Genomic DNA, 14398 nt, shown 5'->3' on the forward strand with positions numbered 1-14398 from the left:
TCATCTATTAGGGTATTTTTTATCGTTTGTCTTTGTGCCTCTGCCCCCTTACCATTTAATTATTGAAAACATTTATTTCATTCATTAAATCACTAGGAGCACAAGATGAAAAACTCAAAATCTTTAGTTGAACTGTTAGATTCAGCAAACATCACTTATATTTCTGAGACTGAAAAATACACTGCCATTGCTAACGCAGAACGTGCAGAATACATTGTTGAAGTAGTTTCTTCTGCAGTAACATCTGTTAAAACATTTTTTGCTAAAATCAAGGCTAACCTTAACCCACGTACTATGAAGCACGCTTAATTCTTAAGCCCTTCTTTATGCTATGAGTCCCCATCATTATGGGATACATGACTCACTGGACTGGTCGCAAGAATAAAAACACTAGCGTACCACCCAATCTTCTCTCTTCGTTACTCTTCTTTATTTTGATTTCTTAGCTGACAAGCTGTCTTAATTTGTTGTTGCCATGACTTCTTAAAGCCAAGCAAGAACAAAGCCTCCACCACTACAAATAATGGCCCAATAATTAAGCCCATAATATCGTCTACAAAGGCTGGTTTCTTCCCTTCAAAATAATGTCCTACGAACTGAAAAATCTACCCCACCACAAACAACCCAATACCACAGGTTAACCAAATAAATGTCGTTTGCGCCGCGATATAATGTGAGAACCAGACGGATAATGCCAACAAAGTACTCATCAATACTCCCATGCTTCGATCTAGGCGTAGGTAAAACATGGAGGCGAGCAAGGCCGCCATAATAGCTTCCAGCAAAGTTCACTATAATATATTTATTCATTATATATCAGCACCTTACATTAGACCCTTATCCAATAGTGTCCAGCCAGATATACTAAAATCTCACTTCTATTGATGTACTAGTTGATGTACAAGGAAATTCGATGCCAAAAATTGCAAAAGAGCTTACTGCCCTCGCTGTCTCTAAGATTAAAAAGGATGGTCGTCATGCCGTTGGTAGTGTCAGTGGCTTGTCTTTAAAAGTATCAGGTAATTCTAGAAGCTGGGTACTCAACATGCTTATGGGAACCAGAGTAAACAAAGAAGGCAAGGAAGTCCCTAACAGGCTTTTCCTTGGATTAGGCAGTTATCCTGAAGTAACGCTTGCAGAAGCAAGAGATAAAGCGAGAGAGCTACGCAGTGAAATCAAAGCAGGCATCAACCCACTAGATGCCAAGAAAGAGCGTAAAGCCGAAGCCATTCGTAAACAAGGTAGAAATACCACCTTCAGTGAGTGCGCTCAATTAGTCTTAAACATGAAATAAAAAGAGCTTAAGAACATCAAGCACATTGCTCAATGGCGTTCTAGCTTAGAGAACTACGCCTTCCCTGTTATCGGTCACCTTTCAGTTAATCAAATCAACAAGACTCACATACTTGAAGTACTTCAACCGATCTGGCTTGAAAAGAATGAAACGGCTAGCCGTCTACGTGGGCGTATTGAAACGATCTTAGATTATGTGAAAGCAAAAGAATTTAGAGAAGGTGATAATCCAGCTGGTTGGAAAGGTATGCTTAAACCCCTGTTACCAGAACCAAGCAAGATTCAGAAACGTAAGCATCATGCAGCCTTACCTTACGCTGAAATTGCTGATTTCATGAAAGAGCTATCCAAGCGCCCTGGCCTTTCAGCCAGAGCGCTTGAATTCTCAATATTAACTGTTGCTCGTTCGGGTGAAGTGCGTGGCGCCACCTGGGATGAAATAGATTTTGATAACAAGATATGGACTATCCCAGCGGCGCGCATGAAAGCACGTAAAGAACATCGAGTTCCTCTTTCAACCGGTGCAATAAAGATACTTCAGGAGCTTCCAAGAGTCGCTAGTGGCAATTTAGTCTTTCCTGGTCAACAGGGTAAGCAGATGTCGGATATAACGCTTACAGCCGTTCTTAAACGCATGGATCGAAAAGGCTGAACCCAGCATGGCTTTCGTTCAACTTTCAGAGATTGGGCGGGTGAAACCACCAGCTTTCCGAGAGAAGTAATTGAGCATGCCTTAGCGCATAAGCTAAAAGATCAGGCAGAGGCCGCCTATCAGCGAGGGGGTTTGCTACAGAAAAGAAGACTGTTGATGGAAGACTGGTTTATAGCTTCATACACATAATTAATTACCAGATATAAAGCTTTAATACTGCGTCTTTATAAATTATAGTTTATTAACCTCTATGCATCTAAAAAGGATAATTTATGCATACTAATTCTCCGCATTACCAAGAACCATTCGACCTTCTTAACCCTAATATAGATCTACATTCTTCTGATTTCGAAAAGATGGATAAGTTAGAAAAAATCCAAATTGAGGTTTCTACTGGATTAGAGGAAGCTTTACTAGAAATGGAACAGTTAAAGAAACAATCTTCTAGTGGTGAATCTGAAAAGTTATTAGATCTTTGCAAGACTAATATTTTTGACACTATCACGTCTCAATTCGGTTTAGCTAGCTTGGTTATTGATTCAAGAGATGGTGGTAACGTAACCACTACGCATAATTTTGAAAAAGGAATAACATCCAATGCAGTTGACTCTAAAAAGTATGAAGATTTCCAAAGTAATAATAATGGAACTAAGAAATGGCAAGATGTAAGGTCAGAAACAGGCTACGACTCTCCATTAGCCAACCTTAGAAAAAAAGCATTTCAAGAAAACGAAGTTATCATTGACCAATATACTGGTAAACCTCTACCTAAAGATGGTCGGACGCATATTGATCATGTCGTTTCGGCCAAAGAAATTGAAAGAAATGCAGCTACTAATCTTCACTTATCTCCTGAAGAGAGAGCAAAGCTAGCGACACAAGATGAAAATTTAGCCTTTACCAGTGGCCCTGCAAATCAATCTAAAGGCGATAAATCTATGGATGAATGGCTTGATGGGGAACATAAAAAATCAGGGGGAACTAATGCAAAATATTTCGACATAGATAAGGAGAAGGCTAAGGCGGTAGATCAAAAAGCTAGAAAGGAAATCAATAGAGAAATTAATAAGGCAGCAGTGAAAAAGTATTCAAAAGAGCTCTTAACTACAGGAGCCAAAGATGCAGCAAAAATAGCCGCCTATTCTGCTTTGGGTGTGATAATCAGAGAGTGTATAAAAGCGATTTTTGATGAGATTAAAGCAACTTTCAGTAAATTCGGTGAAGAATCTTTTAAGAGTATTTTCAAGAGATTTAAAAGTCGCATTAAAATTACAATTGAGACTATCAAATCTAACTGGAAGGATACACTTTCTGGATCCATTGAGGCTGGTGTAACTGCATTTTTATCTAATATTGTTGTCTTCGCCATCAATCTTTTTGCCACAACTCTTAAACGCTTTGTTTCTATGATAAGGGCTGGTTTCGTATCTTTAGTTCAAGCAATAAAAATATTAGTCTCACCACCAAGTAATATGACTAAAGAAGAATCAAGGTATCAGGCTCTTAAAATACTCACAGCTGGTCTGATTGGTGCAGCTTCTTTAGCTTTAACTGAGCTTATAGAAAAATTTCTATTATCTATTCCAGGAATTCAACCATTAATGCTATTCCCTCTTCCATCTTTTGGTGGAGAACAACGCACTGTAAGTGATGCTATTGCTGTTACATTAAGCTCAATAGCAGGAGGACTACTAACAACTATTGTTCTCTACATGATGGACTCTTTTAGAAATTCAAACAAGAAAGCTAAGCTACAAATACAGATGGTTTACCAGAGCGGTGTAGTTGTTGAGTATAAAATTGCTCAATCTTGGTTTGCTTTAAGTGATGCATACAAATATCTGGAAGTTAAAGCTCATGAAACAAAAGAAGTATTAGCTCAAACTCACAAAGCAATTTCAGAAAGCCACGAAAGAATTCAAAACTCAAAAATTAATCGAAAAAATGCAATGGCAGCTCTACGCAATAAACTACAGTAAGGATGTAAAATGTTTCAAACTTTAAGCAAGACACCAAGCACTACAGAAAACACAGCTATATCAGTCGATGATCTAATTTTAGCTGAGGAATTACCAATAGCAATTAGTGACCATAGTATTATCGAAAACGCAAAATCAAAAGCTATAGAAATTTATGAACATATAGAACGTGTTTCCCAACGTATTCAAGAAGCTAAAACAGATGCAGAGTATGCACAAAATATGAAGGTCGGCTTCTTTGGAAAAACCGGGAAAAAAGCTACTGCCACTAGTAATGCCCTTGTTCGAACAAACGAAGCAATAGCAGAAATGAATGACCTCATTCAAGAGGCAATAATTTTTACTAAGTCATCTATAGAGTATTCAACCATAATGATGCAGGCTATGTCTAAGATGGTTGAACATGGGTTTAAAAATGCTAACGGCGAGATCATCGAATTAAATGAGTCTGGGGAAGAATTTGCTGAAATAATTTTAAGTCAAGCTGATGAATATACCAACAGACACTTACAATTAGTGGAGCTACAAAAAGAACAAAAATTAGGTTTAGATAATGTACAAAAAATTAGCGACTTAAAAGACGCTGAATTAACGCAACAAATTTCTGAACTTAGAAATCAGTCTGACCAAAGCGATCAAGAAATTCAAGCTCTTATACACTTAAAAACATCAGAAATCCTTAGAAAGAGCGACCAAAATGATGAAGAGCAGCTTCAAAAAATAAATACGCTAAATGATGAATCGAAAAAAATTAAAGAGTTGAGCAATGCAAATGACCTTAGGCATGATGATGAAATCCAACAGTTATTCCAACTTATTAAGAACCAACAAGTCCAACTTGATAGCTTTAAAAAGTCATCTTCTCCAATCATAATCTCGATAATATCTTTATCACTAACATCAGCTTTAGCTTTTTTAACTTTTAGAGATATGCTCTGAACATCAACTTTAAGCCCAACCTCTTTTACATTAGGTTGGGCTTAATTTTACTTTAGTTTAAATTCCTTTCTCACGACCTCATTATGTATGTGAAACATAAAAACTCACTAAACTAAGCTTACAAAAAAAACCTAAACCATTGATTTTAAGTAGTCTAATTGATCTTCAGTATCTGCTAGGAGGCGTGTAAATTCGTCTATATTGATTTCTATTAAATCAAAATTATCTTCATATGTATTAGGGTGTACTTTATCGGTTAATGTGTACATTTCCACATTAGATAGCTGACCTGCTAAGGCAAAATTTTCATTATAAGCCTTGCCACAGTTCATTTTACTGACAACTATTATTTGATATTTCAATACGGGAGAAATTTCGAAAAATCTCTTCTTTTTTTTGCTATCAGTATACCAGGATGTTGATTTGGCCCTAATGTCCGAAATGAAACTCTCTTTTTCAGAAAGGTAGTCTTTCAGATTTCGACTCCATCCTAAATCCATTTTTAGGTCAAAGTAATGAGTCATGACATTGTTTTTTATGATAAAAAGGTCTGGCCTGAAGCTTTTTACTCGCTTTCCATCATCAAGGTTTATGCTGATATTTTTATCGACCCAGAGTTCTATGTCTTTATCATCAAGATGCTTGGCGATAAAGACGCCAAATAAGTCTTCTGTAGCTCCAGAGATAGAGTGGCTTAATCCTCTTTGAAGGTTGTATTCATCAGAACAATGAATTAAATCACGTGATTTTAAGTACTGGTCCCTAATTATCTTTATAAACTCTTGCTCATTCATTTTGCGTACTCCCTTGTTCTCTTAATAGTTTTCCATAGTTTTTTCTGAAGCTAAGCATAGGAGCTCTTTGTCTGTTCTTGCTTTCTTATCATACGATATAAAAACCAAGTTATAGCTGCGTCTAGTGTGATGCCTAATCCAAACATAATCGCGATTTTGTTCAAAGAAGGGATAAACAGCCCTTGCTGATAACTAATAAAAGCTGCGCCATAAAACAGGGTGTTTACGATCAACGATTGGTAGAGCATCAAGTCCGTTCGACCGAGACCATAGAAATAGCTATCAATGACATTGGTAAATGCAAAAACAACATAGAAGCCAATCATAACCATCACTAAATGAGTCACTTCGGAAGCGTTGTTTATACCCATGATGTTATGAACAAAACTCTCCCAAAACGGTAGCGTCAGCAGCCATAGTGCGACAACGCCTAGCGTAATTATTCAATTTGTAATAAAGCATCTCTAAATTGCATAATTTTCTCAACTAACAATTCTTTCGCATTTTCGCCAGTTAGTTCGTCTAAAGAGATTTCAAAACCACTAGTATACAGTTGATGCTCTTCATCAATGCACTTAGGTGTTTTCACATCACTACACTCTTCATAAGGATAGGCATTCCAAAAGCCATCATACCAATTTAGATAGGTTTCTTTATGCGCCGTAAAAAAATAACACCGCAAGATGCTATTCGCATTTTCAGGAAGAATTTTTAAAGCCAATGCGTCTTCAAGAGGGTCTAAATTTTGATTGTCATGCGTCCCTGTGTCAGCAATCACGCACATATCAAGCATCCACTCACCTGATTGCTGCTTATTATTGTCTTTGGCGTTATGAAATAAATAATTCGTATTCATACCTGGCAATAGATCCCATGCTGATCTATTGAATACATTTGTTTGTTTCTGACACGGGCGAGAAAAATCAGATGGTTCCCATAAATAGTAATTAAGCCCTAAACGCTCATCACCGCTTACGTCCGTTAACAGCTGAAATATGCGCTGATAATAGGCAGCCAGTAAACGATGTGCCGAACGAACCTGATTGAATAATTCTTTGCTTTCTATATTGTCCATTTTTTCATGTTCCCTAAGTCAAAAGGTACTCTATTTTTAACCATCTCTTTAAATTCGAAAGAGCTGCCCTGCTCTTGAACAAAAGAAGGAATAATTGGTTCGTAAGACCACGTTTTCATTGGTTCATACGAGAATGTAGGAAAAGACCTAAGAGCGTTCCAATGGAGATCATTTCCTCGAATACCATAAAGTGATAAGGCCCCCAACATATCGCTTAGAATGAATTTATCTTGTGTAAGTGGCTCATCTGAATGGAGTAATTGAAAAAGATTTTTAGCCACGAACTTCCAAGATATTACAGCTAGGCCTTTTAATTTGTACTGATCATGCCGAAATAAGCTATCCCGCTCTATTTTCGAAACAGATTCAATACGACCGATAGCAAGAAAGTAAATCTCTTTGACATCTTGTTCTTGTGCAAAGTAACCTTCAATTTCAGCTCGCCACTGATCAACATATTGATTACCTCCCTGTGGAGGCTTTACCTCTACAAGAAGATCAAAATCTTTGAATTTAATGAGAAGGTCGGGCTCTACAAACTGACGATCATCACGATCAGGCAAATCGTATTTTGGCCAATAATCAATCCCTTCAAAACAAGTAAAGTCGCCAGTGCCATCAAATATAAATTTAAGAATACGATGCTGAATAATAGGAGAAAGGTAAGCAAAGCGATTAAAAAACGCTGACGTCAATAAGTCTTCTCTTGTTTGGTAGAGCTGTTTCCAACTAACACTCTCCCCCTTTCCACCTACATCTATACGCCCAGCTTTTCCATTTATTATGGCTTGTAGCAAATGTTTCTCCCTTTATCATCAAAAATTAACATTTATGCTCTCGTTGGCAACCTGTTACTGCTCAACACCTCCACTCAATACGAAGTCCTTAAGCATTTTGTCTATTCTCATGTTCACTTTGAAAATGAGCAGTGTGGTGTGCTCTAAGCTTTCAAAATATTTTTTTGCTTTGTCTTTATCGACCGATTCTTTAAGCGCATCAAAGCGGCCAAAACTGTTGAGGTTTTTATCATCAACTTTACTATTGATTAAGCTAATTAATAGTTTTTGATCTACGCCTAAAGCCTCTACGACAGCGTTTAGACGAGCGTTTTCGGCATTCTCTTTGAAGTCGTTGATGCAATCTCTGAAGCTATGCCCTTCTACCAGTTCGGCGTATTTCTGTTCACTTTGTGTCAGCGTTGCAAAAGATTTATGCAGTTCATTAAGTGTGAGCTCTATATCGGCTTGATCTTGGTGTTTGTTTAGCTCTTTAAGATATTTCTCAAAGCGACTGTTCATGTAATCAGAGTCAATTTTTCCGGTATTGAATCGCCACTAGTTCAATAGACACTTCTCAGTCATCTTTTCGAACCGTTTTTCATCGTCATCTCTTTCATTTTATTGTTGTTTTTTTGACAATCAAGATATAACAATACAATATGAATGCTTAAAATATAAATTCATTATAGATATATCATAGACCGCCAATAATAAGGCTTTACTTAGCCCTGCCTTTTTATCCAAAATAACTCGCTTTGAAGCACACGATTTTAGGACAAAGACATGGTCACCTGGCACAACCACACCTTCAATGAATTAACCGTACAACGCTTATATGACCTACTAAAAATCCGCTGTGATGTTTTTGTCGTTGAGCAGAACTGCCCTTACCCAGAATTGGATGGTATCGACACCCTAAACGATACCCAACACCTATACGCCCTAGCGGATCAAGACGCCGTTGCCTATGCCAGAATCATGGCACCAGATGTTTGTTATGAAGGACATGTGGCCATTGGCCGAGTGCTGGTCACAGCAGAGTATCGTCAAGCAAAATTGGGGCATCAGCTTATCGAGCAAGCCATTGCCCAAGCCAATAAACTTTGGCCAAAACAGCCGATCAAAATCAGCGCTCAAGCCCATCTTGCAAATTTTTATCAGCGCCACGGTTTTGAGGTTGTGTCTTCACCCTATTTGGAAGATGGTATCGAGCATGTAGCCATGATTCGCCCTACTCAAGATTAACCTGCTTGGTAAATTTCCAAAGGTAAGCCGTCTGGGTCGCTAAAGAAGGTGAACTTACGTTGAGTGTATTCATCCACACGAATCGGCTCCACTTCCACACCTTTACTTTGCAAATAGGTGACTGTGTCTTCCACCGAATCCACATTGAATGCCAAGTGCCTTAGCCCTTGAGCTTCAGGTCGTGAAGGGCGTAGAGGCGCATCAGGAAAAGAAAATAGTTCGATTTGACCACCGTCAGGCAAGGCTAAATCCAACTTGTAAGAAGCGCGCGCGGTTCGATAATTTTCAGCAATCACCTTCAAACCTAATAGCTCAACATAAAAAGCCTTGGACACAGCATAGTCCGAACAAATAATGGCCACATGATGAATGGATTTAAACAAAACTACCCCCTTGGTATGAGTGAGCTAAAGACGCGGCATTATTTCAATAAAAACCCCCAGAGTATAGACAAGATACGCTGGAGGTTAGCAGTAGATGAATCTCAATTCGCCTGCTGGCAAGCTTGATCCCAATAGGGTTTATCGCCAAATTGCGCCGAAAAATAATCAATAAATACCCGCACTTTAGGCGCCAATAACCTAGAGCTTGGGTACACAGCCCAAATGGCGGTTTGTCGGGCCAATGGAAAGTCTTTTAATACTTGAACCAGTTCACCTGATTGTAAATGCTGGTAGGCGCTCCAAGTGGAGTTTATCGCCAACCCTAACCCAAGGACACAGGCATCGCGCATGGCTTCGCCATTGTCCGTCTGCAGGTTCCCTTTGGTTTTAATGGCGAGCTCCCCTTGAGGCTGCTTAAATCGCCATGTATCGAAATGCATTAAGTTAAGACATTGATGAGTGCTCAGTTCTTCAGGGGTTTGAGGCTCGCCATGCTCTTCTAAGTAGCTGGGTGCTGCGCAAACAATCCGCTTATCGACCGTTAATTTTCGGGCAATCAGACTGGAGTCTTTCAGCTCCGCATTACGTATTGCCACATCAAAGCCCCCTTCTACCATATCGACAATGGCATCCGAAAGACGCAAATCCACCGAAAGGTCTGGGTATTGTTGTAGAAAGCCTTTCAGCGCAGGCACCAAGTGCATACGTCCAAATGAAGCAGGTGCGGTGACCCGCAGCTTACCACTTGGCAAGGCGTCACCCGTTCCAACAGAGTTTCGGGCGGCTTCCATGCTCGATAAGACATCGTGAGCATAAGGTAGAAAAGCTTCGCCTTCTTCGGTCAGAGAGATTTTACGGGTGGTGCGGTGCAACAAACGCACACCTAAGCTTTGTTCCAATTTATTAATATGATTACTGGCCACCGCAGGGGATAAACCCAGTTCGCTACCTGCTTGGCTAATGTTATGGGTCACCGCGAGGCGAATAAACAAACGTAAATGCTCAGCGTTCATTTTCAAATTTCACACTATAATTACTAAAATTCTTATCAGATTATCAATATTTATTATCTATTTCACCCTCTATTGAGCGCTTAAAAAACCTATCTAGAAAACAGCCATCTCCCAAATAGGCTGTAAATTACTTGGCAAACGCGTATAGAAACACATAGTCTTAGTACTCGCCTCCTCTTGCGTAGAGATTGATTGAATGACCCTAGCCTCCTCCTATTTACCTGAATCGAACTATATCAAGCTATCCGAGTTGATGTTGTCATTAACCGTAGCTTTAGATATGACGGAAGGCCAGCCACCTGAGCATTGTATTCGCTGTTGCTGGATTGGTATGCATATTGGTGAAAAAATTGGTTTATCCGAAACACAATTGTACGACCTATATTTTACTCTGCTATTAAAAGACACTGGCTGTAGTAGTAATGCGGCGCGTATTTGTGAGCTTTATCTCACCAATGACCAAGAGTTTAAGCGCAGTTTTAAAACGGTAGGCACAAGCCTTTCTAGCGTGATCAATTTTGTGATGAATAACACAGGGAAAGACAAAAATTGGCTTACCCGCATTAGCGCAACCATAGACATTTTAAAAAATGGTTCCGATTATGCCCAAGAGCTCATCGAAACTCGATGCTCAAGAGGAGCAGATATCGCTCGTGAATTAAGATTCAGTGAAGCCGTGGCTCAAGGAGTGCATTCTCTGGATGAACACTGGGACGGTAAGGGCCGACCTGAAAACCTAGTGGGATCCAACATTCCACTCAATTCTCGTATCGCCCTGCTAGCGCAAGTGATCGATGTATTTCAGATAGAAAATGATCTATCGACTGCCATGACAGAAGCCAATCAACGCAGTGGCAGCTGGTTTGACCCAGCCCTTGTAGAAGCCATGAATGAAATTGTGTTAGATAAAAATTTCTGTGACACTCTGGCCTCTTCAAGCATTTCAAATGCCGTGATGGACCTCGCCCCGGCCAAAGCAAATCTCTTGCTGGATGATAGCTATCTGGATTGTATCGTGTCTGCTTTTGGTAAAATCATCGATTCAAAAAGCCCTTACACATCCGGTCATAGTGAACGTGTGGCGCTCTTTACAGACCTCATCGCACAAGAAATGGGGATTGATGATGAGCTTAGAAAATGGCTCAAGCGAGCAGCGCTGCTGCATGATGTGGGCAAGCTTGGGGTAAGCAATGCCATCTTAGATAAACCCGGTAAGCTGGATCAGGATGAATGGCTGGCGGTGCAGAAACACGCACAATTTACCAAGGACATTCTCTCGAAAATCACCGCCTTGCAAAACTTATCTGAAATGGCTGGCAGCCATCATGAAAAACTGGATGGTACAGGCTATCCCAATAAGCTCAATGCAGAGCAAATCTCTTTGCCAACCCGGATCATCACCACCGCTGACATCTTTGATGCCATTACCGCTGAGCGCCCCTACCGCGGCGCTATGCCGGTTTCAAAAGCCCTCGATATCATGACAGAGAACCTCAATACCGCCATAGATCCTGCTTGTTTAGAAGCACTAAAACAGGCCTTAGATAAACTACCGGACGAATTAAAATCACTCATCAAAGCAGACGAGAAAGAACCCAGCATTTAAAGGTGAGCACCCGTAATCTGCCAGTAAACTTGAGCGTTTTTGCTATTTTTTTCTGACCCTCTGCTACGTATTCTTCTATTTCATTTCAGCGAAAATAAATAGTTAAAGGGAGAATAGTATGATCAGCAAGGTCAACATTAAGGTTCGTGGTTTCCATCTTGATATCTTTCAGCATGTGAACAATGCCCGTTATCTAGAGTTTTTAGAGGAAGGTCGCTGGGCGTTTTTTGATGACTTTGGTATGGGCACAGACTTAATGAAGCAAGGCATCGCTTGGGCCATTGTAAACATCAATATTAACTTTCGCGCCGAAGCCAATTTTGGGGAAACCCTAGAAGTGCAAACTGCCTTTTCCAAAATAGGCAATCGCAGCATCAGTATGCAGCAGCGCATTATCAATGCTGACACCCAAGCCTTAGTCGCCGATGCAGAAGTCACTTATGTTTGCTTCTCGAAAAAATTAAAAGCCGCTATCGAGCTCCCCCAAGATTATCGAGATAAGATCGTCAGCGCTATCACCCCTCTTAACGATTAACAACAACGAACAAGTGTCTCAGCCGAACGACTCGACAAGCCAATTAGTTTTGCTATTACGCACCATTGTCAGGTACGTTTAGGCTTTTACACGAGTTTAGTGACTATGCAGCCTGACGCCAAACTGCCCCGTAAACACTTCCATGCCAATGCTTTGTATTACTTTGACATGGTTTTTCGGCACGGTTCCATCCGAGAAGCCGCTCGGCATTTACATGTTGCGTCATCGGCGGTAAGTCGGCAGATTTTAAAGCTTGAAGATGAATTAGGTGTGCCACTCTTTGAGCGCTTAGCCAATGGTTTACGGCTCACCAGTGCAGGTGAAATTTTTGCTCATCATGTGCGTACCGTGTTGCAAGACGCAGAACGTATGCACAGTGAACTCGAGGCGCTGCAAGGTTTGCATCGAGGCCATGTTGAAATCATCAGTGTTGAAGGCCCTTCCATTGAATTACTCCCAAACTTATTGGAAAGCTTCAACCTAAAATACCCCAATATTACTGTGGGTTTAAGTATTGCTGGGTCCGATGCCATTGCCCCTGCGATCATTTCAGGGCAAGCCGACATAGGGTTAGGTTTTGACTTAAGCCGCTACGAAGAAATGCAGCAATTAGCCTTAGCACGTTTTCCACTTGGGGCGGTGGTTACCCCAGATCACCCTCTCGCCAAGCGAACCAAGGTGACGCTACGAAAATGCGCCCAGCACCCACTTATAATGAGCAAACCTGGGACATCTACCTACCTACACATGGCGCCCTTACTGGCCCAACTAGGCGCTCCCCACGCTAGTATTGAATGCAACTCTTTTGAATTTTCCCGTCGCATGGTGCTGCGTGGTGCAGGCATTGCCTTTCAAACTCGCATCGGTATAGAAGATGACCTTGCCAAGGGTAACCTAATGCATATCCCCATCGCTCACCAGCAACCGTTTTATTCCGACTTGGGGGTATATGTGCGCGGTGGGCGGCACTTAACCACAGCCATGGACTTTTTTGCTAGAGCTTTATGCGACACACTGACTTCTCTAGCAGAAAGCACCTAAAGTGATGCCGAAATAGCATCGAGGTGAGCTAAAATGGTTTCTTGAAGGCAACACAAATTCACTCTAGGATGAATCCCATACACTTTTTTCCGGAGATGAAATATGGACGGCAACGCCCCTGCGCTACCCATTATTGACCTAACTAATTTAGCGCTTAATGACCCTACAGAAACCGCTAAGATCACCACGAATATTACCCAGGCTTGTCGAGACAAAGGCTTTTTTTATATTACTGGCCACGGCATAGAAAGTAGCCTTCAAGCTGAGTTATTTGACCAAGCTAAACATTTTTTTGCCCAACCAGAAACTCAAAAATTAGCCATTAGCACACAGAAGTCTAAAGCCAACCGTGGTTACGAACCAATCAAGCATCAAACCCTTGAAGCCAATGGTTTACCAGATTTAAAAGAAGGTTTTTACATCGGCACAGATCTGCCTGAAAACCACCCTATGGTACAAGCTGGTCGTTTCAACTATGGCTCTAACCAATGGCCTAAAAACATGCCTACCTTCCAGCAAGCCTCTAACCAATACTTGCAACAACTTACCCAGCTGGCGACTAAAATCATGCGTCTTTTGGCTTTATCGCTGGAGCTGGAAGAAGATTATTTCAAAGATTTTTGCCAAGACCCTCTGGTGACGTTGCGTTTACTACATTATCCACCTCAACCCTCCATGAGCCATCCAGATGAAAAAGGCTGTGGTGCTCATACTGACTTTGGTGGTATCACTCTTTTGCTACAAGATGAAAATGGTGGCTTAGAGGTATGGGATCACGACAACCAGCAATGGTTGGCTGCACCGCCCATCGCAGGTAGCTATATCGTTAACCTAGGGGACATGATTGCTCGCTGGACGAATGATACCTATCAATCCACACGCCATCGAGTGATCAATAGAAGTGGCAAAGAACGTTATTCGATTCCTTTCTTTTTTAGTGGCCATCCAGACCATAAAGTCGCCTGCATAGAAAGTTGTTTGGCACCCTCCGAGCAAGCTAAGTATGCGCCTGTGACGGTAGAAGAACACATGCGTGAGATGTACAGACGTACTTATCTTTAAGG

At 40.8% G+C, this 14398-nt stretch carries 18 protein-coding genes and 2 pseudogenes; 11 read left to right on the forward strand and 9 right to left on the reverse strand.

Annotated features, from left to right (window positions below; translation table 11 throughout):
* Positions 1-105 precede the first annotated feature (105 nt).
* Complete coding sequence (locus ABJF92_RS10805; RefSeq protein WP_446815807.1) at positions 106-309, forward strand: RSP_7527 family protein; 204 nt, start codon at positions 106-108, stop codon at positions 307-309.
* Between the two features lie 110 nt (positions 310-419).
* Here the strand turns inward: ABJF92_RS10805 and ABJF92_RS10810 are convergent, their stop codons facing one another.
* Entirely contained in the window at positions 420-605 is a 186-nt protein-coding gene (locus tag ABJF92_RS10810; protein ID WP_446816473.1) for an Mpo1-like protein, read from the reverse strand.
* A complete protein-coding gene (locus ABJF92_RS10815; protein ID WP_446815808.1) occupies positions 606-770 on the reverse strand; it encodes a hypothetical protein in 165 nt (54 codons plus the stop codon). It abuts the gene before it with no gap.
* 143 nt (positions 771-913) lie between these two features.
* On the opposite strand from ABJF92_RS10815, the gene ABJF92_RS10820 reads away from it, so the two are divergent.
* From ABJF92_RS10820 to ABJF92_RS10840, 5 genes and pseudogenes are all read left to right on the forward strand, one after another.
* On the forward strand, positions 914-1294 hold the full coding sequence (locus ABJF92_RS10820; RefSeq protein WP_446815809.1) for an Arm DNA-binding domain-containing protein: 381 nt from the start codon (positions 914-916) through the stop codon (positions 1292-1294).
* 24 nt (positions 1295-1318) lie between these two features.
* A pseudogene (locus ABJF92_RS10825) lies at positions 1319-1528 on the forward strand (phage integrase central domain-containing protein); the annotation flags it as partial.
* 12 nt (positions 1529-1540) lie between these two features.
* The gene (locus ABJF92_RS10830; RefSeq protein ID WP_446815810.1) at positions 1541-1945 is read left to right on the forward strand and encodes a tyrosine-type recombinase/integrase; all 405 of its coding nucleotides are present in this window, start codon (positions 1541-1543) and stop codon (positions 1943-1945) included.
* 272 nt (positions 1946-2217) lie between these two features.
* Positions 2218-3924, forward strand: a complete 1707-nt coding sequence (locus ABJF92_RS10835; RefSeq protein ID WP_446815811.1) for a hypothetical protein — start codon at positions 2218-2220, stop codon at positions 3922-3924.
* Positions 3925-3933: 9 nt separating this feature from the next.
* Positions 3934-4863 carry a hypothetical protein gene (locus ABJF92_RS10840; protein ID WP_446815812.1) on the forward strand — a complete coding sequence of 310 codons (930 nt, stop codon included), beginning with the start codon at positions 3934-3936 and terminating at the stop codon, positions 4861-4863.
* Positions 4864-4994: 131 nt separating this feature from the next.
* Here the strand turns inward: ABJF92_RS10840 and ABJF92_RS10845 are convergent, their stop codons facing one another.
* The 5 genes and pseudogenes from ABJF92_RS10845 to ABJF92_RS10865 all read right to left on the reverse strand — a co-directional run.
* Complete coding sequence (locus ABJF92_RS10845) at positions 4995-5657, reverse strand: hypothetical protein (protein ID WP_446815813.1); 663 nt, start codon at positions 5655-5657, stop codon at positions 4995-4997.
* Between the two features lie 50 nt (positions 5658-5707).
* The gene (locus tag ABJF92_RS10850; RefSeq protein ID WP_446815814.1) at positions 5708-5992 is read right to left on the reverse strand and encodes a hypothetical protein; all 285 of its coding nucleotides are present in this window, start codon (positions 5990-5992) and stop codon (positions 5708-5710) included.
* A gap of 104 nt (positions 5993-6096) precedes the next feature.
* Positions 6097-6732, reverse strand: a complete 636-nt coding sequence (locus tag ABJF92_RS10855; protein ID WP_446815815.1) for a hypothetical protein — start codon at positions 6730-6732, stop codon at positions 6097-6099.
* The gene (locus ABJF92_RS10860) at positions 6720-7529 is read right to left on the reverse strand and encodes a hypothetical protein (protein ID WP_446815816.1); all 810 of its coding nucleotides are present in this window, start codon (positions 7527-7529) and stop codon (positions 6720-6722) included. The genes ABJF92_RS10855 and ABJF92_RS10860 overlap by 13 nt, the downstream gene beginning before the upstream one ends.
* Positions 7530-7583: 54 nt before the next feature.
* Positions 7584-8048 (reverse strand): annotated as a pseudogene (locus ABJF92_RS10865) (type I restriction endonuclease subunit R, EcoR124 family); the annotation flags it as partial.
* A 246-nt stretch (positions 8049-8294) separates the two neighbouring features.
* Between ABJF92_RS10865 and ABJF92_RS10870 the strand changes: the two are divergent.
* Complete coding sequence (locus ABJF92_RS10870; protein WP_446815817.1) at positions 8295-8756, forward strand: GNAT family N-acetyltransferase; 462 nt, start codon at positions 8295-8297, stop codon at positions 8754-8756.
* Here ABJF92_RS10870 and gloA2 read toward each other — a convergent pair.
* Positions 8753-9139, reverse strand: a complete 387-nt coding sequence (gene gloA2 / locus ABJF92_RS10875) for an SMU1112c/YaeR family gloxylase I-like metalloprotein (protein WP_446815818.1) — start codon at positions 9137-9139, stop codon at positions 8753-8755. The genes ABJF92_RS10870 and gloA2 overlap by 4 nt on opposite strands.
* A gap of 101 nt (positions 9140-9240) precedes the next feature.
* Positions 9241-10152 carry a LysR family transcriptional regulator gene (locus ABJF92_RS10880; RefSeq protein WP_446815819.1) on the reverse strand — a complete coding sequence of 304 codons (912 nt, stop codon included), beginning with the start codon at positions 10150-10152 and terminating at the stop codon, positions 9241-9243.
* A gap of 196 nt (positions 10153-10348) precedes the next feature.
* Here ABJF92_RS10880 and ABJF92_RS10885 point away from each other — a divergent pair, with 196 nt between their 5' ends.
* The 4 genes from ABJF92_RS10885 to ABJF92_RS10900 all read left to right on the forward strand — a co-directional run bounded on the left by ABJF92_RS10885 (position 10349) and on the right by ABJF92_RS10900 (position 14396).
* The gene (locus tag ABJF92_RS10885; protein WP_446815820.1) at positions 10349-11758 is read left to right on the forward strand and encodes an HD-GYP domain-containing protein; all 1410 of its coding nucleotides are present in this window, start codon (positions 10349-10351) and stop codon (positions 11756-11758) included.
* 118 nt (positions 11759-11876) lie between these two features.
* Positions 11877-12293 carry an acyl-CoA thioesterase gene (locus tag ABJF92_RS10890; protein WP_446815821.1) on the forward strand — a complete coding sequence of 139 codons (417 nt, stop codon included), beginning with the start codon at positions 11877-11879 and terminating at the stop codon, positions 12291-12293.
* Positions 12294-12398: 105 nt separating this feature from the next.
* Positions 12399-13334, forward strand: coding sequence for a LysR family transcriptional regulator (locus ABJF92_RS10895; protein ID WP_446815822.1), 936 nt, complete (start codon positions 12399-12401; stop codon positions 13332-13334).
* 102 nt (positions 13335-13436) lie between these two features.
* Positions 13437-14396 carry an isopenicillin N synthase family dioxygenase gene (locus ABJF92_RS10900; RefSeq protein WP_446815823.1) on the forward strand — a complete coding sequence of 320 codons (960 nt, stop codon included), beginning with the start codon at positions 13437-13439 and terminating at the stop codon, positions 14394-14396.
* Positions 14397-14398: the final 2 nt, after the last annotated feature.

Source organism: Marinomonas sp., assembly GCF_039940335.1.
Taxonomy (GTDB): domain Bacteria; phylum Pseudomonadota; class Gammaproteobacteria; order Pseudomonadales; family Marinomonadaceae; genus Marinomonas.